The organism is Curtobacterium sp. SGAir0471 (assembly GCF_005490985.1).
In the GTDB taxonomy this organism is placed as follows: Bacteria; Actinomycetota; Actinomycetes; order Actinomycetales; family Microbacteriaceae; genus Curtobacterium.
On record NZ_CP027869.1, the window covers coordinates 2752048 to 2775209 of the forward strand.

At 66.2% G+C, this 23162-nt stretch carries 20 protein-coding genes and 1 tRNA gene; 6 read left to right on the plus strand and 15 right to left on the minus strand.

The features are described from left to right. Nucleotides 1–1003 precede the first annotated feature (1003 nt). Complete coding sequence (locus C1N91_RS12730; protein ID WP_137768014.1) at nt 1004–1348, plus strand: histone-like nucleoid-structuring protein Lsr2; 345 nt, start codon at nt 1004–1006, stop codon at nt 1346–1348. A gap of 309 nt (nt 1349–1657) precedes the next feature. On the opposite strand, the gene C1N91_RS12735 is transcribed toward C1N91_RS12730, so the two are convergent. Together C1N91_RS12735 and C1N91_RS12740 are read right to left on the minus strand one after the other, a co-directional pair. Continuing rightward, nucleotides 1658–2056 carry a hypothetical protein gene (locus tag C1N91_RS12735; RefSeq protein WP_137768015.1) on the minus strand — a complete coding sequence of 133 codons (399 nt, stop codon included), beginning with the start codon at nt 2054–2056 and terminating at the stop codon, nt 1658–1660. A gap of 85 nt (nt 2057–2141) precedes the next feature. Next, nucleotides 2142–3029 (minus strand): metallophosphoesterase, encoded by an 888-nt coding sequence (locus C1N91_RS12740; RefSeq protein WP_137768016.1) that lies wholly within the window; start codon nt 3027–3029, stop codon nt 2142–2144. Between the two features lie 150 nt (nt 3030–3179). Here C1N91_RS12740 and C1N91_RS12745 point away from each other — a divergent pair, with 150 nt between their 5' ends. Continuing rightward, nucleotides 3180–3560: a hypothetical protein gene (locus tag C1N91_RS12745; protein WP_137768017.1), complete on the plus strand. Its 381-nt coding sequence runs from the start codon at nt 3180–3182 to the stop codon at nt 3558–3560. A gap of 31 nt (nt 3561–3591) precedes the next feature. Here C1N91_RS12745 and C1N91_RS12750 read toward each other — a convergent pair whose 3' ends face one another. From C1N91_RS12750 to C1N91_RS12770, 5 genes are all read right to left on the minus strand, one after another. After that, nucleotides 3592–4602: a hypothetical protein gene (locus C1N91_RS12750; protein ID WP_137768018.1), complete on the minus strand. Its 1011-nt coding sequence runs from the start codon at nt 4600–4602 to the stop codon at nt 3592–3594. 223 nt (nt 4603–4825) lie between these two features. After that, entirely contained in the window at nt 4826–6556 is a 1731-nt protein-coding gene (locus C1N91_RS12755; RefSeq protein WP_137768019.1) for a hypothetical protein, read from the minus strand. Continuing rightward, nucleotides 6556–7425 (minus strand): hypothetical protein, encoded by an 870-nt coding sequence (locus C1N91_RS12760; protein WP_137768020.1) that lies wholly within the window; start codon nt 7423–7425, stop codon nt 6556–6558. The genes C1N91_RS12755 and C1N91_RS12760 overlap by 1 nt, the downstream gene beginning before the upstream one ends. A 381-nt stretch (nt 7426–7806) precedes the next feature. After that, nucleotides 7807–8511, minus strand: a complete 705-nt coding sequence (locus tag C1N91_RS12765) for a hypothetical protein (RefSeq protein WP_137768021.1) — start codon at nt 8509–8511, stop codon at nt 7807–7809. 564 nt (nt 8512–9075) lie between these two features. Further along, complete coding sequence (locus C1N91_RS12770; protein ID WP_137768022.1) at nt 9076–9315, minus strand: hypothetical protein; 240 nt, start codon at nt 9313–9315, stop codon at nt 9076–9078. A gap of 124 nt (nt 9316–9439) precedes the next feature. On the opposite strand from C1N91_RS12770, the gene C1N91_RS12775 reads away from it, so the two are divergent. Beyond that, nucleotides 9440–9946, plus strand: a complete 507-nt coding sequence (locus C1N91_RS12775; RefSeq protein WP_254678251.1) for a Fic family protein — start codon at nt 9440–9442, stop codon at nt 9944–9946. 506 nt (nt 9947–10452) lie between these two features. On the opposite strand, the gene C1N91_RS12780 is transcribed toward C1N91_RS12775, so the two are convergent. The 8 genes from C1N91_RS12780 to C1N91_RS12815 all read right to left on the minus strand — a co-directional run bounded on the left by C1N91_RS12780 (nt 10453) and on the right by C1N91_RS12815 (nt 17989). Further along, nucleotides 10453–11919, minus strand: coding sequence for a hypothetical protein (locus tag C1N91_RS12780; RefSeq protein WP_137768024.1), 1467 nt, complete (start codon nt 11917–11919; stop codon nt 10453–10455). A 131-nt stretch (nt 11920–12050) separates the two neighbouring features. After that, nucleotides 12051–13112 (minus strand): hypothetical protein, encoded by a 1062-nt coding sequence (locus C1N91_RS12785; RefSeq protein ID WP_137768025.1) that lies wholly within the window; start codon nt 13110–13112, stop codon nt 12051–12053. A 46-nt stretch (nt 13113–13158) separates the two neighbouring features. Further along, nucleotides 13159–13668, minus strand: a complete 510-nt coding sequence (locus C1N91_RS12790) for a hypothetical protein (protein WP_137768026.1) — start codon at nt 13666–13668, stop codon at nt 13159–13161. A 398-nt stretch (nt 13669–14066) separates the two neighbouring features. Then, nucleotides 14067–14534: a hypothetical protein gene (locus C1N91_RS12795; protein WP_137768027.1), complete on the minus strand. Its 468-nt coding sequence runs from the start codon at nt 14532–14534 to the stop codon at nt 14067–14069. Beyond that, nucleotides 14521–14922, minus strand: a complete 402-nt coding sequence (locus tag C1N91_RS12800) for an ImmA/IrrE family metallo-endopeptidase (protein WP_175416020.1) — start codon at nt 14920–14922, stop codon at nt 14521–14523. The genes C1N91_RS12795 and C1N91_RS12800 overlap by 14 nt, the downstream gene beginning before the upstream one ends. 368 nt (nt 14923–15290) lie before the next feature. After that, a tRNA-Ser gene (locus C1N91_RS12805) sits at nt 15291–15380 on the minus strand. Nucleotides 15381–15716: 336 nt separating this feature from the next. Beyond that, nucleotides 15717–16391 (minus strand): GntR family transcriptional regulator, encoded by a 675-nt coding sequence (locus C1N91_RS12810; protein WP_137768029.1) that lies wholly within the window; start codon nt 16389–16391, stop codon nt 15717–15719. A gap of 149 nt (nt 16392–16540) precedes the next feature. Beyond that, nucleotides 16541–17989 (minus strand): MFS transporter, encoded by a 1449-nt coding sequence (locus tag C1N91_RS12815; protein WP_394586668.1) that lies wholly within the window; start codon nt 17987–17989, stop codon nt 16541–16543. 201 nt (nt 17990–18190) lie between these two features. Between C1N91_RS12815 and C1N91_RS12820 the strand changes: the two genes are divergently transcribed. The 3 genes from C1N91_RS12820 to C1N91_RS12830 all read left to right on the plus strand — a co-directional run bounded on the left by C1N91_RS12820 (nt 18191) and on the right by C1N91_RS12830 (nt 23010). Continuing rightward, a complete protein-coding gene (locus C1N91_RS12820) occupies nt 18191–19390 on the plus strand; it encodes a cobalamin-independent methionine synthase II family protein (protein WP_137768030.1) in 1200 nt (399 codons plus the stop codon). 193 nt (nt 19391–19583) lie between these two features. After that, nucleotides 19584–20999, plus strand: a complete 1416-nt coding sequence (locus C1N91_RS12825; RefSeq protein ID WP_137768031.1) for an AAA family ATPase — start codon at nt 19584–19586, stop codon at nt 20997–20999. After that, complete coding sequence (locus C1N91_RS12830; protein ID WP_137768032.1) at nt 20992–23010, plus strand: vWA domain-containing protein; 2019 nt, start codon at nt 20992–20994, stop codon at nt 23008–23010. Before C1N91_RS12825 ends, C1N91_RS12830 begins: the two co-directional genes overlap by 8 nt. Nucleotides 23011–23162: the final 152 nt, after the last annotated feature.

Consider the following 23162-nt stretch of genomic DNA (forward strand, 5'->3'; position numbering starts at 1 on the left):
TGCTCTCAGCCCGCTCCACGTTCTCTTGGCGTTCCTCGTCCGTTTGCGCGGCTCAAAGGCGGACACCGTCGATTCGCCGCCGAAACCGACTGGAACTGGCCGGCTCGCCCGCGTCCTGTTCCAGCTCCCGCACCAGCGGGCAACCGCTTGTCGCCGTCCTGATGAAGATACCCGCGGCGCGCGTCGCGTCATGGCCGCGGTTCGCCGTTCGTGGCTACCATCGGCTCCGCGAGGCGCGACCCGAACAAGTGCTGCTCTTGCGGCGTGCAGGTCGCCCGCGCAGTGGCACCGGTCATGCTCGCTGCGGGCGAAGCTCATCGCGCTTGCCGGTAGTTAGCCAAGAAAATGGCAGGAGGGCGGGGTGATGCTCCCGTTTTGAAGGCGTGAGACGCCCGCACCGCGCGTCGACGGTGACGTCGGCCCAGATAAGGGTCGATCGAAGCCTAGCGACGTGTTTCGCCAGCCTGATACCCCCCAAAGAAAGAACGGGGTGCTCTTGCATGCGCTTCGGTCCGCGACAGCACAGCGGACTCGCGGCGCATCGGCGCATCGGCGCATCGGCGCATCGGCGCATCGGCGCATCGGCGCATCGGCGCATCGGCGAGGATCCTGTTACCGCCGGATCTATAATTTCTATAATCCGAGGCGCAGGCACACCCTGAGTGGCCGGTTGCAGTTAGCAACATTCCGAGCGCGACGGCGGCTGCGCTATCAGGAGCAGCCGAACTGCGGTGCGAAAGACAGCGGTCAGGAGAAGCAGTCGCGCCGCTATAGAGGTTTGTAACGACCGGGTTGCACTCCGGTACGAGCTGCACGGCATTGGCCGGCATGGGGCCGCTGTGTTTCCGCGCTGCGAGGCGACGAACGGCGATCGTTCTCGACTCGATGTACGAGACAGGTCGCACATTCCGCTTCAATGGACGGCAATCTCTTGTGCTTCCCACTAGGACCGCGGAAATCTGCAACAATGGGAGCAGCGAATCCTGACCGATAGGAGCATCCTGTGGCACAGAGAGTCACCACGCATCTCGTTGACGACCTCACTGGCGACACCATCGAAGACGGAGAGGGCAGCACTGTTACCTTCGGCTTCGACGGAAGCAATTACGAGATCGACCTCACCAATGATCATGCCGAGCAGCTTCGTGAGGCGTTCGCTGACTACGTTGCGGCTGCTCGGAAGGTGGGGGGTCGATCTGGTCGCAGCACCTCGGGAAGTGCTCCGAGGCGGGGCAATTCGGTAGAGCTTGCGAAGATCCGTGAGTGGGCGAATGCAAACGGCCACGACGTCTCGTCCCGCGGCCGCATCAGCCAGGTCGTTCGGGACGCGTACGACGCCGCGCACTGACAGTCGCGATCGCAACGCGGTTGGTGTCCGACATGACGCCCGGCCGCGTTGTCATTGGTAGCAACCATGCTGCCTTTTTCGCATCGGGCACCACGACCTCGAGGGCGAGCAACACACGCATCGAGCGCCGATCATCCCTCGTCGCAGGTCCGGACGAGGCCGCATCGCGAACAACCTCCCCTCCGAGAAGCACGCTCCCACGATCCGTGGACATGTTTCGCACGACGAGATGCCCTCCTGCGCTGTTTTCGCGTTCAGCGGTGTGCTCGGGAAGTAGACGCCGGGTTTCGCGCAATCGTCTGGTGGAGTTCAGCTTGTGGGCGAAGGACCGAGCCATGAGGTGACCCGAAGGTCCACCGTGAGAGCGGCCGGAGTGGCCCAGTAGTGGGCGGACAGCGGTGCTTGAATCCGAACTTCTTCCGGGCGCGCCGCCCAGGAAGCAGGACCAGTTTCGTCGTAGACGCGCGGCTCCAGCTCAATCTGAGTCAGAGGATCCCTTATGGTCGCGCTGACGATCACGAGCAAGGAGATGAACGCCGGAGGATCATCCTTTCCGAGGTTGTATCGGAGGTGCACGACAACGTCCGTGGCCGACCCTCGCTTGCCACGTTCAAGGACCAGACGTTCGACCGTGACGAGCGGATCGTTCGTCGCAGCCGCAACGGGGAACGTCGATAGCGTGTCGCTGTTGATGCCGACGAGAATCATCGCTCCTGCTTCCTTTTCTTTGAGCCTGAACTCATTGCCTGACTGAGGACCGGCCGTAGAGCGGTCGGATCGCAGATGGGCCGGGTCAGCCGCGCACAATGTGGACCCCACGGTTGCGTGTATCGAGGAGGGCGATGCTGCCAGCAAGGGGCGCACGAGCGAGAGCGTGAACATCGCCATCCGCTGCGGAGGTGTGGCTACCTGCGACGTGCATGTGTCCGTGGAAAGTGAGGTCGGGCCGGAGTCGTGTGCGAAGCGCAGTGACGAGTTCTCGAGACTCCTCGCTGGCGCGGAGGCGTTCGGAAGGCCACCGCGTTCCCCCGTTGATGATGGCGTCGATCTGTGCGATGCCCGCGTTGACCGCCTCGTGAAGGAGAAGAACGTTGATGTGCTGGATCGGCTGGACTGCGGCTGCTTCGTCCGCCGATGCGACCTCATGGGCGCTCCAACGCGACGAACCTGGTCCCTGGTCCAGGGAAGCAGCGCCGCCGAATGACAAGAAGGTGGTGTCTGCGATTATGAATTCGAAACCTCTGGGGAGGATCCAGATCTTCCGACTCACCCGATAGGGCCGGTCGGGATGCCGGCTGAACTCCTGGTGGAGCTGCTCCCACCACTCGTGGTTGCCGGGTGTGAGGAGCAGGCGCTCGATGTTGCGCTCGTGGAGTTGTTCGTCGAGCCACGGGAGTAAGCGCGGACCGAATTGAAGATGCGCGCCGCTCCCTGCCGGTGGAGCGGCGAAGCGGAGGTCTCCGAGGTGCAGGATCGTGCGGGTGGATGGGGCTTCTCGGTTGATGACCTCGAGGGTCGTCTCGATATGGGCGCGGTGTGATTCCCAGTCGCCGACAATAGCGACGGTGTGCTCTCCGGAAAGCGTCAGGTTGTGGGTCGGTGTGCCGGTTTGCGTGGGCCAGACGCGTCGTGAACTGGCGGAAAGCTTGGCGCGTGTGGGCGGGCGGCGTTGTTCGGACATTCGGCTCCTTCGAAGGATGTTCGCTCATGCTTCGGCCACGGCACTGGCGGCGGGTGGATAGCGGCTTGTTCCCGCGATCTGGCCGAGGTGTTGGCGGGTTCAACTAAGCGACCTCCAGAAGCGGAAGGGCGTTCCTGGTGGCGTCGTGAGATGCCGACCGTCGCCGAGGTGGCGACGAGCGTACTGGGCGGCGGTGCCGACATTGTCCTGGCCCATGTAGCACCGATCGGGGGTTCGAAGCGTGTTGACGCGATGCTTGCGCGCCGCCCACTCCGGAACATCGAGGACCGTGCGTACACCCAGCAGGGACGCCAGCGGATCACCGAGCTGTGGGACGATATTCGTCCGCAACTGTTATTCAACGGACACCATCACGTGCGCGCCGAAGGGCATCACGTCGATGGCCGCTCAATGTACTCGTTGAACCAGAATCAGCAGCCGGACAATCTCATAGCGCTCGGGCTTTTGGACTTGAACGTTCGATGGCTCGAAGCGCCCGGCTCTCCAACTTCCGACATGGGTTCACCGTAACCGGTCGGGCCGACGGCACCAGTCGCATGACCTAGTTGCCCGCAAGGCGGGCGGTGGCGTTGACCTCCCGCAGGTACGGCAGCATCTCGCTGACACGCAAGCTCTTCACTCCCGCTGCTTCGAGGAGCGGGCGAAGCGCCACACCTCTGTCGAGATGCTCGCACAACCAGGTGTTCCGAAGTCGCCGAGGATCGAGCGGCGGCAGGGAGGTCGGGAGTCGCAGCTGCCCCCGAATCTTCGCTAGCGGATCATCTGGGTCGCCGTTGTATCGTCCTGCGAGAGCCCCCCTCGGGCGGTCGACCCGCAGCTGATCTACGGCTCGGTCGTAGCGGCGGAGAATCGGGACGATCCTCCCCCGAGCAGTCCCCCGTGGGCGGGCATGAACCAGCCATCCGACCTCTTCCGAGGCGCCTGGGGTGATGTCCGCAGCGGTGAGTGGCCGAATCTCGATGCTGCGGAGCCCCGACCCGTGCGCGAAGATCAGAAGACACATCATGTATTGCCGCAGCCGTACGGTCGGTTGCAGCAATGCAGCGTCCCAGTAGTGCTCAATCTGCGCCGGGGAATATGGCGGGAGGAAGCGGTTTGGACGCAGGTAAGCGTAATCGGTCTCGGCGGGCCAGGGGGCCGTGCGGGTGGTAGCCCGCGCGACGCGACGCAACTGCGTGCGCAGCGTCGCGCGGGTGCCTGGGGCAAGGTCACGTCGACGTCCGGTCGAGAGGTACTCGTCGACGCGGTCCGGGGTGAGGACGCGGTCGGGAGTGAGGGGAAGGTCCTGCTCCAGAGCCCAGGCGGTGAAGCCGGCCAGTGCAGTGAGGAGCTTGTAGGCCGTATTCGGAGTCTTGGGGTCGACTGCGCGGACAGCGTCGCGGACAAACTCGATGTGCTGCGCATCCCAGAGCACAGCTTGCCGAGCACGCGGGAACCCATCGATGGTTGCGAGAACGGTCGCCGAGTGCGGGCCCCGGTAGACCAGCGACGCTTCTTCCGCTTCCACGGTGGTTGTCGGCGACTCGTTCTGCGGTGGCGTCTGTTCGCTCATGCGATTGATCCGGGCGGTGTCGAACCGAAGCGGCCGGGGTCATCGCCGCGTGCCCGGGCACTGTCCCGCGCGGCGGCGTGTGCGCCGACCGTGCGGCGAGCCCATCCCGGGTCGGCTGCCTCTCGTTCGGTCGCTTCGCGGAGCGCGGCCATGTACTTGGGGGTCGTACTGCCGGTGCTGCGTTGCAGGATGCGCGCAGCGCGCTGCAGAAGGCTTGATGCGGTCATGCGGGAGTGTCCGTTCTCGTGGTGGAGCGCTGGCGACGCGGCTTGTTGCGGAGGTGGCGGGCGACGACGGCGGGAGTGCGGCGGCGACGCGGAGCGGTGTGCGACGCGGAGGTGGTGCTGGTGGGGTCGATGTCGCCGTAGGCGTCGCGGAGCATGCTGATGTTCACCGCGATGCTGTTTAACGCGAACACGAGCGTGTTCGCCGTGGTTCCGAACATCGCCGTGCTGTTGCGGCGCATGGACCCTCGCCAATACTTGAGCTGAGCGTTCTGGCTCTCAACGAGGTTCCGCAGTCCGTAATGGGCGGCCCACTTGGTGGTGCCGTAGACAAACGTCTGCCGTTCCCATTCCGCTTCGGTGGGTGGGATGACGACTGTCTTGGCGCAGACGCACGGCGCCCCAGGTTCGCACGCTGTGCGTGGGATGTTGCTGCCCAATCGAGTCGAGGGCGGGTAGTTCACGCAGCGGACGTGGAGGGCACGTGCGGGACCCTTCAGTTGGACGCTGCCGTCGGGGTAGCGGCGGTTGGGGACGAACGCCCACGTGGCACGTTCGTCGTATGCGGCGTGGAGCTTGTCGCGCTTTTCGGCGGAGGTGCGCGCTTTGAAGCCGGGAAGCTTTCGCATCCGCTGCGGCAGCGAAGCGGGGAACAGTGACCCGTCCAGCCAGAACGCGCCGAGCAGCGTGTCTGCTGGGTGGGGTCGGCGTTGTGCGGTGTGCAGGTCATGCACGATGCGCAGGCCGCGCGTGCGGATCTGCTGTGCCCATGCTTCGGGGACGGCGTAGCTGTATCCGCGGTCGACGACGAGGGTGTTGAAGGTGATGCCGCCCAGAAGTGAGTCCAGCAGTGCGATGCCGGCGGCAGCTTTATAGCTGCCGGCTGCGCGCAGCAGGACACCGCGGATTAGCGGGAACCAGAAGCGACTCCCCGCTTCACCGGCGTCGACGAGGAGATGGCCATCACGCCCGTTGAAGGCGTTGGCTCCGCGTTCCATCGTTTTGGTCCGCCAACCGATGCGGGCCTCCAGGTCGGCGCTGACAACCGCTCGGCCGTCGGCCCCGGTTTTCGGCCAGACCGCTGCGTCGTGAGTCCACTCGCTGCTGGGCGCGGCGTCGTTGGGAGCGACTGGGTCAGGGCCGTCCGGGGTGGCAGTCCATGCCCGAGACTTCGCGCTGGTCTCGACGTCGGTGGAGTCCATCGCCTGCACCGGAGTGGGTGGAAGGATTGTGCGCCAGCCGGGCAGGCGACATGAGGCGCCGACGAGTGCGTTTGCGAAGACGTCGAGGCTCGGTAGCCAGCCCAGCCGCGGCGTCAGCAGCGCTCCGTCGTCGTCGAGACGGAAGATGCTTTCTTCCGGGTCGAGTGCCGCGCACAGTTGCCGCCACGGCACCTGCAATCGGTTGTAGGTGAAGCGACTGGACAGGCCGATGCGGCGTCGTTGGGCACGATTTAAGGTTGCCGCCCACCGGGTGAGGTCGGAGAGCAGGAAGTCCCGCTTGGGGTCCTGCACCTTGAACGCGATCGCCAGCTGCAGAACTGTGGCCATCGGCACCATTGCGGTCAGTCCGGGACGAGCGTGCTGCAGTCGGTCTAGGACCGGTCGCATCCCTGACCAGTTGAGTACCTCGACGGCGATGCGGATGGCTTCCGCGTTGGTGGGGATGACGCCTTCGGGAAGGTGGCCGGGCATCCGTCGGAAGCCCTCCGGGAGAGTGGAGTCAATCATCAGTTCGTACCCGTCAGCTGCGCGATGACAGCCGCGGTGTCCTTTCGGTGTAGGTGTGGGAGGAGAGACCCGAGGCGCAGGTCGGTGGCGCCTGCGGCGGCGGCGAAGTCGCCGAGGGGTACACCGTCGTTGAGAACGTCGACCATCCACGACATGCGGAGCCGCCGCAGCGAGAGCGCAGGGGCGTTGTCAGGAATGATCAGCCTCGCCTTCATCCGCGACATCGGCGCTTTCTGCTCATCCCGGTAGGGCCCGAGCAGCGGCCCCTCGGGATACTCCAGGGCGAGCTGCAGCAACGACTGCGTCAACGCGGCGCGGGCAGGCACAGTCCGGGCATACTCCCCTCCAACCCGCACGTGGAGCGCCCCGCGGCGCTCGAAGAGGTCAGAGGCATGCACATAGCGCATCTCGACACCACGCAATCCGACTCCGAACCCAAGCCCGAGAACGCCAGCGAAGAAACGCCGCCGGGCTTCAGTGGGCTGCACCGGAACGAGGCAGCGAAGCCCGCGTCGCTCGTCGGTGCAGTACGGCTCCGCGGCCAGGGGCTTCGTGAAGCGCGTGTCGGGGGGCGACCAGGCGGCGCGCCGTGTACTGGCTCGCCCGATCTGCCGAAGGGCGCCGCGCTTTGTGGAGCGAGAGTGCTCCCCGAGACGCTGCAGCTGTGTGGCGCAGTACCACTCGACGTTCTCCGGCGTGAAGACCGCTTCGGCCTCGAGGGGAACGTCCTGAGCGCTCAGCCAACGCACGTAGTCACATGCGGCAACCATGGCCTTGTACGCAGCCGTGGGAGTCTGCAGTCCTAGTGCGGCGACGAGTGGCCGGACGAACGCGTTCTGCTTCTCCCAAGTCGATTCATGGGCGTGCACAGAACGGTACCGATCAATGACCTCGTCGGCGGAGTAGACCCAAGCTCCGCCCACCCAAGCGCGGCTCACCATCAGGTGCTCCGCGTCCGACGGGCAGGCCGCGGCGCCGCTGGACGGCGCTGCACTCGAAGGGGTCCGCGTCGGGTGCGGTGAGGCACCTTGCAGGGCGGGGCCAACGGACCGGAAGGTGACGTGCTGGTACCCAGATGCGGATGCGGTGGAACCAGCTCTTGCGTGCATGGGCGCACGCCAGTAGCATCGAGGTGACTTACCACAGTTCCTCGAAGGCCATCAGCCACTCTCCCGACCAGGGGGCGGTTGGTGGCTTTTCTGGTTCTACCGTCGTGATGACGGTGATTCATGAGGTGAAGCGTGTTCCTTTCACAAGTTGGTGCGCCGCCAAACGCCGCGGACGTCGGTTCGCTCGATCAGACCCGACCTACGTAGCCCGCTGATCGCTTGCGCGATCTGGGTCGCGGTGCATTCGATTCCTCGCGCCTGCAGCGTCGCCCGGATAACTCCGGTTGCGGTGCCTTCTGCGGTGACCAACCGCAGAACGCGTTGCCGCAGCGGCATGCGTGCGAGCGAGGTGGCTCCCGGTGAGCCTCGATCCAAGCGCAGCCGTTCTGCTTCCCAGGACTCGGGCCCCGGGTCGCCGCCTTGCTCGGTGACAGCGCGCTGCAACTCCGCCGCAACGCTCATGAGCGTGCGGATCGTCTCGGCCACATGACCGAGTCGTTCCTCCTGCTCATGCACGTCGTGCATCGTTCGCGCTTTCACGGTCTCCACGATTGCTTGTTGCATGAGTTGTGTGAAGGGGCTGCGCAGTGAAAGCCGCACGTCCTGGACCGCTTTGTGTAGCACCACAGATCCTGAGAGCACGGCCTGTAGTCGAAGCCCGAGGATGCTGTGGCGGAGGAGCCGGGCGTAGTCCGACGGCTGCAACCAACGTTCGCCTTTGCGCAGGTTGTTGAACTGATCTTCGCTAAGACCAAGGTCTCGGCGGAGGGCGACCCGAAGCGCTGCAGTCTCGTGTCTGCTGCCTGAAACGTTGAGACGCTGCTCCGCCTGGCGGATGTATTGCACTACAACTCCGACCGCTTGGAACTCCGACCCGATGGCTTCGCAGCGCTCGCACCACGGATCGAGGCAGGGCCACTGCACCCGATGGTGCAGGGCAACCTCGAAGGGCCACCCACCTTGTTCCATCGCGCCAGTCTGCCAGCAACACGACAACAACACGCAACAAATCACGCATCAAGGACTCGGAGCCGTTGTTGTCCACAACAATCAGTGGAACGGACTGCCGCACGCAGGCACACGCCAGCGAGCAGCCCGCTTGACCGACCAATCGGTGCGAACGGCAGCCCGCAATCTCCAACGGATCCGTGCAGATTCGTGCTTGGACGGCCCCGGGCACGAGCAGCTTTGCTCGGTGTCGTCGTTCTCGCGCGGTCCCGTGCCTTGATCGCGCCCCGGAAGCTGATTACTAGGCGCCGTCGCGTGCGACGGTGAAATACGCGCGACACTCCGACTGGGACCCGGCGCACGGAGCGTACATCGATGCTGCCGAGCCGCTCGGCTCCTCCCGCAACTCAACCGCATCGGCGCACAGCGCCGGAGCGTCGTCAGAGTCGTTGTACTCGCGCCTCAATCGGACGGTGTGGACCATCGCTCACCGATCCTGACCCGGTCGATCAGGTCCGCGAACTCCAGCCAGCGGTCCTTATCGGCATCCGTTACCGCGAAGGACGCCAGAAAGGGCGTGCCGTCAACCAGAGGCTGCGCCTCGACCAGCCGGTCCACCACAGTGATCTCTTGCGTGGCCTCGTCATCGGCCTTCGCCGTGTCGCACAGATAGACCTGCAGCACCACTAGGTCGACAGCCACGACTGTCGCGCTGTCGCCGGTACCAATGGGCCAGAACAAGACACCGCGGGCAGCCCGTCGAAAGCGCGCGGTTTGTCTCGCCGCCGTTCGAGTTCCTCGAGAGCGGTCTCGCCACCTAGGAGCTATGAAGAACGACGACGACTTCCCGCTCATGGCCAAGCTGGTGATGTCGCAATACCGGCTCGAGACGCTCCACCCCTTCAGCGACGGCAACCGACGCGGCGGCCGGCTCATCGTGACCCTCCGACTGCTCATCGCTAAGGAGATCGATTACCCGATCTCGAGCATATCGGCCTACCTCGAGCGAAGGCGGGAGGCTTACATCGACGCTCCTCGTTGGGCGTCCGCGGCCAGTGACTTCGACCCGTGGATCGTCATGTTTTGCATCGCTGTTCACGAGCGTTCCCGCGCGGCGCTCCAGGTGATCGACGTGCTGCTCAGCTACCGCGACCCGGCCATGTCGAAAGCCGATCACGAGGGTATCCGGGAAATCACCGCAGAGGTCGCCAACGTGGTGGTGGGGCAGCCCTTCAACTCCATCACCGCGTTCGCTGAGGCCCGGACATTGCGTACAACACGACCCGACGCCTCATCCAGAAGCTGGAGCGCCTCGATGTGCCGCAGGAGGTGACAGGCGGCAACTACAAGAAGGTCCGCGTCGCCCGCGAAGTCACGTGCATCATCAGCCTGCTGTGACGACCTCTCGTCCCGCGGGCGCTACTCAGCCCGTAGGGCTTCGAACTAAAGACAAAGCAGCGGGTGCGCACTGTAGTCAGTGCGCACCCGTGCCGACCGTATTACATCCCAGCTCCGAAAAGCGAAGGCGCCCATCGGGGCCCTAAGAAGTATGCGATACGTACGGTTACAAATGCTTCCGTGGGTATCATCCTCGATCATCAGCTCGCCGATCGTGCACGCCTAATCTCCCGCCCCGCAAAACCGAACCTTCGCGGAAGTCCGTTGCTACATGCGATATCTTTCGGCCCGATCTGACCGGACGAGTCGACGAACGGACGAACGGACGAACGGACGAACGGACGAACGGACGAACGCACGAACGCAGCGACATGGCTCGATCACGGGTCAATGAGCGCAGCCATCCGGCGAGTCGACGACTTCGCCACGTGACTGACCCAGTTAGTTCAGAAACGCCATCAAATTGTCACGTCGGCGCTTGATGCGGCTTTCAAGCATCATGGACTCTGCGGGACCTGTAAACTTATCGATTGCCCGCCACAGCGCATGCGAGGGCTCCCCGACAAGTTTGGGCTGCAAAATTGCCATCAACTCCGTGAGCTGTCCCTGAGGGAATTTGAATGACAGCGTGCCCGCCAAATTTGGTCCCGAGACCTCCAGGAGCGCGAGCGCGGCCTCCTCGGGCGTGAGCTTGTCAAGCAGTTGCTGATATACGGGTTTTGCGTTCTGCCCGATACCGGTCCGACGCCCGAGGAACACATCCACCAGCACCGCAACGTACCGTTCGCGAACACCGGCCGGTACTTCCTGATCGCCGATGTAGTCCTGGATCTGCTTTGCGATGGGTGGTTCGTTGTAAAAGTTGTCGTAAGCCTCATGCGCGCCGAGCAGGCGGTCCACAAGAACCGCGATTTCCGCGACCCGTACCTCCGTTGGCAGGTAGGAGGCCCCTCCGACGGTCTCCAAAAACTCGCGTGCCAGAGAAGCCTGCTGAACGTCGAGGTTTGCCTTGAACCTCATGTACTTTACGCCGAATGTTGCTCGGGTCTTCTCCGGGATGTGCGGCCAGAGGTACGGCACGAGCAGCCGGATGTTGTCTCGTGCTGAGGTTGTCGAGTCGGGACGAGAATAGATTCCGAACAGGCCGTTAGCGAGAGCGGTCACTTGTTCAAACCGAAGCGCGGCGAACAGCGACTCGTATCCCGCAGCATCAGTCCTCGTCACCTTCTCTTCGCGGACGTTCCGCAACAGTCGCGAGGTGTCAACCATTGTCTGCGACTCGGGGAGGAGGATAACCTCGGCGATGCAGGTCTGTACGTAACCGAGAAGCTGGAATGGCTTTAATTCATGCTGATTCGGATGCGCAGCACTCGCATGGTTTCGCATGAATCGAACGACGTCGAGTTGGCGTTGGCCGACTGCGGAGATGAATCCCACTGTGGCTGCGGCACGGATCAGCTCGTCGTCCGTTATCTTTGCGAGGTCCTCGGGGTCCTGCAAATCCTTTCGCTTCTCTGGATCAGAAATGGCAAGGTCGAAGAAGTAACTGAGATCGTAGTCGACGATGCGGCGTCGAAGCTCACTGATCGTCTCGTCCCACAAATAATTTAGCGCTGCGTCAAAAAGACCAGCACTGACCGCGAGAGCGAACTTGGAAAGGTACATCGAGTTCGCCCGATACTCGGCCGGGAGTTCGGATATCGCACCCTGAAGATTGCTCAACACCTGCACGCGCTCCTGAACACCGATGAGGACTTCCTCCCGCGGGAGGCCCAGAGAGGACACGTGTCCGAGCATCAACTCCTCAAAATTGACGATCGACGTCGTCAGGTCCTTCACGCCCTCCAACACGACGACTTCGTTGCTCACTTTTCCCCCAGCCACGGCTGTCTCCTCATGCTCGACCATCACACTTCGCATCTCGCGTCGCCCGTCGATTCTGGCACTCACGCGCTCGGCGCAGGAGTCCCCAGCTCGCGGGGGAAGGGGGAAGGCAAGAGGCGGGATCGCCGACAGCCTGCTTTGGGCAGCAGAGAGGCTCAGCGTCGCTGGCGCAAAGTCCACTCTCGCACGGATAGGGGCCCAAGCGGTGCTTGAAGGTCGGTCAAGGTCCGGCCCGCCGCGGCCGACCGGCGCTCGGCTGCTGCCCGGACGAGCTGAAGGTACGGGTCCCGGATGAGGCGCAACGGTCGCACTCGCCATTTCACGGCCGTCACAAGCACAGGAGCCGTCACCGCCGCTGCGATAGGCGCTACGAACACCCAGCCGCCGCTACTGCTGGCGACAATGATGAGGACTGCAAGAGGAACGCCCCCGAGGTACGCGATTTCGACGTATAACGCGAGCCGGTCTGCTGCTTCGCCGTCGCTATGCAACCAAGTACCCCAGAGGGAAATTATGCCGGACGCACCCCAAAGCGCCGCAATGCTGAAGAGGACAAGGCTGAAGGCGTAACCAGTGAGGCTGGCCCCTGCGAACCAAACAGTCGAGACCAAGATGAGTATCGCCAGGAGGATGCTTCCCACGGTGACAGCGCAGATGCCCCATGTCAGCCGCCACAGAAGGGCGCGCACGCTCCGCCGCGCGTCCTCACTGTCCACCGGCGCGGCAGCGCTGGCGCGCTCTACGAGAGCTTTCGTGCGCTGCGACCGTGTGTGGACTGTGCACGCAGCACGGAGCCGTTCGTCTCGGCTCGCCACTGTAGTCACTGTTGCCAGGTACGCGACACCAACGAGAATGAAGCACACAAGGCCTACCGGATAGAGGTGCCCTAGGTCATCTGGGTGATCGACGCAATGAGCGGTGACCAGGGCAAACGTGACAATACTTGCTCCGGCGATCGCGGTCGGAGCATGCAGGCGCATCCATCGCTGGTCCGGGCTCGACCGGTCAGCGACGACGAGGGACAGGAGTGCCCCGACGAGGCACGGGAGCACCCAGGGCAGGTCGAAGAAGACTGCATCTCCGACTCCGACGACTCCTCGCATGGTGCGCGCGTAGTTGAAGCTCGCCGGTGCGCCGCAGGCCACCACGAGGACCCAACTCAGAGCAGCTGAGCCTGCCAAGACCATGCTTGCCGCCCGTGCCAGCGCAGAGGCCATGTTTGAATCCGCCGAGCCGCTCGATGGACCGGCGGGTTCTGCGGCGTCATTCACCGGAGTCTGCCGCTGTCGGCGCTTCGGGAGTCACGCCCTCTTCGGGCGTGATTCGCCATCGGCGGCCGGACGCGTCCGTTAGGACAATCCGGTTCACCCTGTAGCGGTCCGTCCTGGTGTATGGCCGAAGCACCCGGCCATACTCCTCCAAGCTCGTGGCGTACCCCCAGGTGTCATCTTTATACAGCTGCACGAAGAAGTCACCCGGAGGAAGCGTCATGATCCGAGCTGGGTCGAACACGCGTCCGTGCATCATCACCTCCACGATGACATCCCGGAAGGGTTTCCCGGACGCGTTTGTGATCACGAAACCGAACTCCTTGCCTGCACCTGCGACGTCTCCCCGGTACGAACCAGTCCACGCCCACAGCCCGCTCGCTTGAGCGCGTGCCTCCTGCTCAGCCCGCGTCCGACGATCTTTACGGTCTTGGAACAGTTGCATCGCGCCGAACACCACGGCCAACGTCGTCACCCACGTTGGCAGATCTCCCCAGAACCCCATCTTCCCTTCCCCAGTCGTGGCTCACGGTTCTCGAGCCGCGACACCCACGCTAGTGGCGTATGACAGATGAAAGCTGCGGTCGTTATTGCCCCACTTGGAGGGGCCCGCCGCTTCACGGCTTCAGATCTCGGCGAAGCGCTGCCGCCGTTCTCTTGCTGGTGGCATCGGACGACCTGGCGGGACATAGCTGGAAGCGCAGCACTGATCGCGACGTCCTGTTGTCGCGGTCGAGAAGCACTCGGAACTCCGTGCTCGTTGCTCCTGGCCTGGTTGCCCGAGCTGGAAGAACGGGTCATCGCGTTCACGGAGCGCGCGTTGCTCGTTCACTGGCGTCCGGGCGCGGCGCGAACCCGACTTGTATTCGGTACAGCGCGTCGATCCGCGGGACTGTGGGCTAGCTACTTTTCCGGGATCATCGGATCGTGGGCTTGGGGAAACAGATGGCGAGTGATGACGAGCATCAGGCCAACTACCTGCGCCACGCTGCCCCCCGCCCAAGTGCTGAGAACCACGGGGCTTGCTTCCTTGCCGAAGTAGATCATGTAAGCCACGATCCCTAGGACGCTTACGGTAGCGAACGCGAGCACGATCCCGTAGACGGTCCAGAACAAAACCGGCCTCCACTTCGTGTTTTGGCCGGCCTGGTTTGCGACTTCCTCGGCCTGCTTATTCCGCGCCGCTTCGTAGTCGTCGACCGGTGTCGACGCCGTCTGCATGCGGATGATTGCCTCTTGCCAGTTCGGCTGAAGCCCGTAGGGGACGTCTCCGCTCAGATCTTCTGCTGGCTCTTCACCAAAGTTGAGCGGAAGGTCGACATTCGGCTCCGTGTCGTCTTGGAGCCCGGAGTCGTCGTCAATGCCCGCCATCGAGCAGTCCGAGAGCGCGGAGACGGCTGCGGACTGCGGGCTGCGAGACGACGAAGCGATCCGACAGCGATGCAACGCTGAGGCCCTCGTCCGCCGCAGCGATGAACTCGCGCGTCGGCATCAACAGGTTTGCCGCGAAATGCTCTGCGAACCACTCGCGCGCGTCGTTGGGCTTGGCGTTGCGATGGTCGACGAACGAATACTCACCGTCATCTTGGCGCTCTCGTTCAAACCAGTGGCCGAGTTCGTGAGCGCACGTGAAGTTCTGCCGTAGTAGCGGCTCATTCGCGTTAATGACGATTTCAGCCGGTTCCCCAGCACGCTTGCTGATCATCCCCGACTCGTCGTCGTCCAGATAGGCACGGTAGACGCGCATGCCGAGCTTCATCGCTATACGTGCCGGGTCGACTGGGATCTGCCCGTCCCAGTGCTGCTGGAGGGCGCGGTGGGCCGCGGATCGAGCTACGTCTTTGACAAGTGCCATGGTCAGGCCTCCCTCCACACATGCGTCGTCGAATCAAACGCTAGCAGCGGGTCGTCTGTTCCCTCCGCTACGGCACGATCTGGATGCAGGTCCCCTCAGGCACAGCCGCGGTACCGCTTACGGCACGGGAGCTTGGGTCACACGGGCCAAAATTGATGTCGCACGGAGCGCCGCGTGCGTCCGAAAGCCCGCGACCAGATCCGCACCAACATTGAGATGTACGGCCTCAACCCATCAACATGGACGGGTCGAGACCGTTAACATCCCGAGTGCGGAGACGGAGGGATTTGAACCCTCGGTCCCCTCAAAGGGGACTCCACCTTAGCAGGGTGGTGCACTCGGCCTGACTATGCGACGTCTCCGTACGCTCTCGCGAGCGCGTGTCCCACCATACAGGAGGACGAGCGTCCTCTCGACCTCGCGCGACGACACGACCGACCGGGCGCGGACGACCGGTCCCCTGAAGTGGGGACAGGTGGGGGTTGTCGGGTCGTACCCCGACGCCTAGCATCGACGGGACGCGGACATCACGTTCCGGGGGCATCACCTCCCCCGTCGCCGCGACACAGCACCAGACGTCGTCCCCCCTTCTGCCGAGCCCGACGCACCCGAACGCGGCGGCCCGGACGGGGACGGCCAGGGGGCGCGGACCCGGTCCGCGCCCCCGCTCTGGGTGTCCCTCAGGTGACCGCCGCGCGTCAAGCAGCCGAACGGAACCGGTCCGGCAGGGCGATGAGGTCCTCGGCCAGGGCCAGGAGCTCAGACGCACACACGTCGAGCTGCCCGCGCTCCGCCGCAGCAGCCGCCCGCTCGACCTGCTGCACGCGCGCACGCCGTCCGACGACCGCGTCGATCCCGTTCGCCACGGCGACGTCGTCGGTGAAGAACGTGTCGAGCACCGCGCGCTGCGCCACGAGCCAGTCGGCGCTGACGATCGCACCGCGTCGCCGCAGGTACCACGCGCCGACCTCGACGAGTGCCCCGGCCTCGGTCAGGCAGGACCGGAGCACGTGCGCGTCGAACGGCTCGTCCACGCCCTGGCACCCGGGCGCAGGGTCGGCGATCATCGCCCGCGCGACCCGGAGCCGCTCGACCATCTGCCCGACCGACCACGGCGCGACCACGACCCCGACGTAGCGCTGCACGCTGACGAGTCGCAGCGACTCGAGCGGGACGAGGGCTTCGCGCACGGGTGTCCGGGAGACCTGCATGTCCCGCGCGATGTCGTCGAGTCGGAGTCGCTGCCCGCGGCGGTAGACCCCGCGCAGGACGTTCTCGAGCAGCTTGAGGAAGACGGCGTCCCGCAGCAGGCTGCGCCGGATGCCGTTCGGGTCGGGGACCCGGTCGTTCCCCGAGGACGATGACCGATCCATCGCCCCAGGGTCACGCACGACGACCACCGGGTGCTCCGGAGGCGGGCGACCGGTGGAACGATCCGGTCGGTGTCGGGATGTGGAGGAGTGACATGCCGAGACCCTCCCAGCGGGAGGGTCTCGGCGCTAAACATCACGTATACGAAATCCTACTTCTTGGACGCGTCGGTGAGGACCGACAAGGGTTGGGTGATGTCCTCCAGCCCCTTGCGCGCCGCATCGACCCCGAACACCAAGGCCACGACCCCGCCGGCGATCATCACCGCCGACCCGAGCAGGTACCCCCAGAACAGCGGTTCGCGCGACGACCCATCCCCGATGAACGCGCCGTAGATCGCGGGCGCGACCGCACCGAAGATCTGCGCGAGGGCGAAGAAGTACGAGATCGCCTGCGACCGCAGTTCGAGCGGGAAGATCTCGCTCACGGTGAGGTACGCGCTCGAGGCACCGGCCGACGCGAAGAAGAACGAGACGCACCAGAACACGACCTGCACCGTGGCGCTGATCGCGTCCGCTCGGAACAGGAACGCCGACGTCGCCAGCACGAGCCCGGACACCAGGTACGTCAGGAAGATCATCTGCCGCCGACCCCAGGTGTCGAAGAAGCGACCGAGGATGATCGGCCCGAGCAGGTTGCCGATGGCGAACGGGAAGAAGTACACCGACGTCTCCGAGGTCTTCAGCCCGAAGAAGTTCGTGAGCACCAGCGCGTAGGTGAAGAAGATCGCGTTGTAGAGGAACGCCTGCGTGATCATCATCGTCGCGCCGACCAGGGTGCGGGTCGGGTACTGCTTGAGCAGGACCCGCGCGATCGTGAGGAAGCCGACCTTGTCGAGCGGGGTGACGGTCATCGCCTTCGACTCGTCGACGTCGGGCAGACGGTGGCCCGTGCTCTTCTCGACGGAGTCCTCGATCTCCGACACCGTCCGTTCGGCCTCGTCCTCGCGCCCGTGGGTCATCAACCAGCGCGGGCTCTCGGGGATGTGCCGCCGCAGGAAGATGATCGCGATACCGAGCACCGGGCCGAGGAAGAACCCGATGCGCCAGCCGATGTTCTCCGCGAAGATCGACGGGTCGAGCAGGTAGATGTTCGCGAAGGCGCCGAGCGCGGCACCACCCCAGTACGTGCCGTTGATGGCGATGTCGACGTGGCCGCGGTACTTCGAGGGGATGAGCTCGTCGATCGCCGAGTTGATCGCCGCGTACTCGCCGCCGATGCCGAGCCCCGCGATGAACCGGAACGCCGCGAGGAACCAGAAGTCCTGCGCCAACCCGGCGATGCCCGAGCCGATCAGGTAGATCGCGAGGGTGAGGATGAAGAGCTTGCGGCGTCCGAGACGGTCGGACATGCGCCCGAAGACGAGAGCGCCGACGACCTGACCGACCAGGTAGATGGTCCCGAGCAGCGTCACCTGCTGTGTCGACAGGTCCAGGTCTGCCTGGAAGCCGGCGTTCGACACGATCTGGATCTCGAGTCCGTCGAGGATCCAGGAGACCCCCAGCCCGACCACGACGCTCCAGTGGAACCGCGTCCACGGCAGTCTGTCCATCCTGGCGGGGACCAGGCTCTTGATCGCCCCGTTCGTCGTACTGCTCACGAGAGCGGACCGTACTCCGGAGATTCCAGGCTGGTTCCCAGTGCGGTCGGAGCTTTGCGTCCTCACAGATTCAGGAAGTCGTGCAAGGTGAACAGGAGGCGCGGGACGGGCCGGCACCGTGCCTCCCGTCCGCCTCGCACCGGCACGACGCGCGACGTCACGACCGCACCCGGCGCACGTCCGCCTCGGTACCGTGGCGACGTGCCGCTCCAGAACTCGACCGACCGCATCCTGACCACGCACACCGGGTCGCTCCCCCGGACGCCCGAGCTGACCGCGCTCCTGGTCGCCCGCGACCAGGGGAAACCGTACGACGAACAGGCGCTCCGCGAGGAGACGGCCGCCGTCCTCGCGCGGACCGTCGACGCGCAGCTCGACGCGGGCATCGACGTCGTGAACGACGGCGAGGTCCCGCGCGTCGGCTTCTCGACGTACATCCGCGAGCGTCTGTCCGGCTTCGGCGGGTCGGGACACCGCAAGCCCACGCTCGACAGCGTGAAGTTCCCGGAGTACGCGGCGTTCCAGGCCCGGCAGATCGACGAGGGCGCCGAGTTCGCCCGCGTGTGGGACACCCCGGTGGCCCAGGGCCTGCTCGAGTACGACCAGGAGCGCGCCGGCATCCGCGAGGACCTCGACGGCTTCGCGCGCGAGCTCGACCGGAACGCCGTTGCCGGCCGCACCCCGGCGGGCACCTTCATCTCGGCCGCGACGCCGGGCATCGTCGCGACGACCCTGCTGCTCGACGAGGCGAACCCGCACTACCGCGACCACCGCGAGTACGTCTTCGCCCTGGCTGAGCAGCTCCGCGTCGAGTACGAGGAGATCGTCGCACGCGGGCACGTCCTGCAGCTCGACGCCCCGGACCTCGCCATGGAGCGCGTCATCCACTTCGGGGAAGCGTCGCTCGACGAGTTCCTCGCGGCCGTCGACCTGCACGTCGACGCCCTGAACCACGCGCTGCGGAACATCCCGAAGGAGCAGACCCGGTTGCACGTCTGCTACGGCAACTGGCAGGGACCGCACCAGGACGACGTCCCCGTCGACGTGCTGCTCCCCCACCTGTACCGGGCGGAGGTCGGCTCCTTCAGCATCCCGTTCGGCAACCCGCGGCACGCGCACGAGTTCCCGGCGTTCCGTGACCTGCCGCTGCCCGACGGCGCGGTGCTCGTGCCCGGTGTCATCGACGTCACGACGAACTACCTGGAGCACCCGCAGCTCGTCGCGAACCGGATCGTCGAGGCCGCCGAGGCCGTCGGGGACCCCACGCGGATCGTCGCGGGGACGGACTGCGGCCTGGCCACGTTCGCCAGCTACGAGTTCGTCGCGTCCGACGTCGCGTGGGCGAAGCTCCGCGCGCTCGTCGAGGGCGCCGAGATCGCGTCGCGCCGCCTGTTCGGCTGACGCTCCCGCCGCCCGTTCCGGCACGGTCGGCTGCGAGACGCCGGCGTCGGCACGAGGCGCACCCGATGCGGCGAGACGCCGCCGGACCCGGGGGCGTTCCGCGTGGTCGAGGGCGTCTCGCGGTACACGGACGCGGGCCGTCACCAGGCGGACGGGAGGCGCGCGGCGGGACCGCCACGCGCCTCCCGTCCGCATGTCGGTGCGCGGGCGTAGCGTGCGGACCGTGACCCGACCTGACATCCACACGGTCGGCGAGCTCCGCGCTGCTGGGCACGTCCAGAAGTCGGTCCGCGCCGAGATCCGCGACAACCTCCTCCAGGCCCTGCGCGAGGGCCGCGACCCCTGGCCCGGCCTGCACGGCTTCGAGACCACCGTCATCCCGCAGCTCGAACGCGCGCTCATCGCCGGGCACGACGTCGTGCTGCTCGGCGAGCGCGGGCAGGGCAAGACCCGCCTGCTCCGCACCCTGCAGGGACTGCTCGACGAGTGGACCCCGGTGATCACCGGGTCCGAGCTCGGCGAGCACCCCTTCGAACCGATCACGACGGCGAGCACCCATCGCGCCGAGGACCTCGGCGACGCCCTGCCGATCTCGTGGGTGCACCGCGACGAGCGCTACGTCGAGAAGCTCGCGACCCCGGACACCAGCGTCGCCGACCTGATCGGCGACGTCGACCCGATGAAGGTCGCGGAAGGGCGCAGCCTCGGCGACCCCGAGACCATCCACTTCGGCCTGATCCCCCGCGGTCACCGCGGCATCGTGGCGATCAACGAGCTGCCCGACCTGGCGGAGCGCATCCAGGTCGCGATGCTCAACGTGATGGAGGAACGCGACGTCCAGATCCGCGGCTACGTGCTGCGCCTGCCGCTCGACGTGCTCGTCGTCGCGAGCGCCAACCCCGAGGACTACACGAACCGCGGTCGGATCATCACGCCGCTGAAGGACCGCTTCGGCGCCGAGATCCGCACGCACTACCCGATCGAGCTCGCGGACGAGGTCGCGGTCATCCGACAAGAGGCGCAGCTCACCGCCGAGGTGCCGGACGCACTGATCGAGATCCTCGCCCGCTTCACCCGCGCCCTGCGCCAGTCGAGCGCCGTCGACCAGCGCAGCGGCGTCAGCGCACGCTTCGCGATCGCCGGGGCCGAGACGATCTCCGCCGCGGCCGTGCACCGTGCGGCGCGGCAGGGCGAGGAGCACCCGGTCGCCCGGCCGATCGACCTCGAGACCGCGGTCGACGTGCTCGGCGGCAAGATCGAGTTCGAGAACGGTGAAGAGGACCGTGCCGACGAGGTCCTCGAGCACCTCCTCCGCACCGCGACGGCCGAGACCGTGCGCTCGCGCTTCCGCGGGATCGACTTCGGTGTCCTCGTCGAGGCGCTCGACGGCGGCACGATGGTGACCACCGGTGAGCAGGTCAGCGCGCGGGCGTTCCTCGAGGGACTGCCCTCGATCGGCGAGTCCGACGTGTACGACCAGGTCTGCGAGCGGCTCGGGGCGACCGACGACGGCGAGCGGGCCGGCGCGATCGAGCTCGCGCTCGAGGGGCTCTTCCTCGCCCGCCGCATCAGCAAGGAGTCGGGGGGCGGCGAGGCCGTCTATGGCTAGTCGACAGAACCGCCGCCTGACCCGCGACGCCCGCTACGGCAGGTACGAGGGCGGGCCCGACCCGCTCGCTCCCCCGGTCGACCTGTCCGAGGCGCTCGACGCCATCGGCGAGGACGTCATGGGCGGCACCTCGCCGGAACGTGCCATGCGCGAGTTCCTGCGGCGCGGCGGGCAGACCCAGCGCGGACTCGACGACCTGATGCGCCGTGTCGCCGAACGTCGGCGCGAGCTCACCAGCCGGAACAACCTCGACGGCACCCTGCAGCAGGTCAAGCAGCTGCTCGACGAGGCCCTGCTCGCCGAACGCGGTGAGCTCGCCCGGAACGTCGACCTCGACGACGGCGACCGTGCACTGGCCGAGATGCAACTCGACAGCCTCCCGCCGTCGCCTGCGAGCGCCGTGCAGGAACTGAACGGCTACGACTGGAAGAGCCGGACGGCCCGGCAGAAGTACGACGAGATCAAGGACCTGCTCGGGCGCGAGGTCCTCGACCAGCGCTTCGCCGGCATGAAGCAGGCGCTCGAGAACGCCTCCGACGAAGACCGCGCCGCAGTCTCGGCGATGATGCGCGACCTCAACCAGCTGCTCGAGGACCACCGACGCGGCACCGACACGCACGAGCAGTTCGACGCGTTCATGGCACAGCACGGGCAGCACTTCCCGTCGCAGCCGAAGAACGTCGAGGAGCTGCTCGACGACCTCGCCGCCCGTGCCGCGGCCGCCCAGCGCATGCGGAACTCGATGACCCAGGAGCAGCGGGACGAGCTCGATGCCCTGGCGCAGCAGGCGTTCGGCTCGCCGGACCTGATGGGCCAGCTCGGGCAGCTCGACGACAACCTGCGCGCGCTCCGTCCCGGCGAGGACTGGGGCGGTTCGGAGCGCATGGACGGCGAGCAGGGCCTCGGACTCGGCGACGGCACCGGGGTCTTCCAGGACATCGCCGACCTCGACGCCCTGGCCGAGCAGCTCGCGCAGTCCGGGCCGGGGTCCGACCTGGCCGACCTCGACCTCGACGCGCTGCAGCGCCAGCTCGGGGACGAGGCAACGGTCGACGCCAGGACCCTGCAGCGGTTGGAGCAGGCCCTGCGGAACTCGGGCGCCATGAAGCGCGGCTCGGACGGACAGCTCCGCCTGACCCCGAAGGCGATGCGCCAGCTCGGCAAGAGCCTGCTCAAGGACGTCGCCGAGCGGATGTCGGGGCGGCAGGGCGCCCGCGACCTCCGCCGGTCGGGTGCCTCCGGCGAGCCCTCCGGCGCGACCCGCCCGTGGGCGTTCGGCGACACCGAACCGTGGGACCTGCCCAGGTCGATCACGAACGCCCTCGTGCGCACCGCCGCGGACGGCAGGACCGGGCCCGGCGTGCGCCTGACGATCGACGACGTCGAGGTCCAGGAGACCGAGGCGCGGACGCAGGCCTGTGTCGCGCTGCTCGTCGACACCTCGTTCTCGATGGCGATGGAGGACCGCTGGGTCCCGATGAAGCGCACCGCCCTCGCGCTCCACACGCTGGTCAGCACCCGGTTCCGCGGCGACGACCTGCAGCTCATCGCCTTCGGGCGCGAGGCCGAGGTGATGGACGTCGACCAGCTCGTCGGCCTCGACGCGCAGTGGGACAAGGGCACGAACCTGCACCACGCGCTGCTCCTGGCGAACCGGCACTTCCGGAAGCACCCGACGGCCCAGCCCGTGCTCCTGGTCGTCACCGACGGTGAGCCGACCTCGCACCTCGAGCCGAACGGTCAGGTGTGGTTCGGCTACCCGCCCGACCCGGTGACGATCGCGCTGACGGTGCGCGAGCTGGAGAACGCCGGTCGGCTCGGCGCACAGACGACGTTCTTCCGGCTGGGCGACGACCCCGGGCTGGCGCGGTTCATCGACGCGATGGCCCGGCGGGTGGACGGCTCCGTCGTGGCGCCCGAGAACGACGACCTCGGGGTCGCCGTGGTCGGCTCGTACCTCGGTGCACGTCGCGGCGGCGCGTCCCTGTTCGGCGACGACTGGACGGGCTGAGCGCGACCGGCTGACGGACGGGAGGCGCGGTGCCGGCCAGTACCGCGCCTCCCGTCCGTCACGCCCTGCGCCCGCATCCGCGCCCGCGTCCGCGCCGCAAGACGCAACCTCGGCGACAGCGCGCAGTGCTGTACCGCTGCGCGCAACCGGCA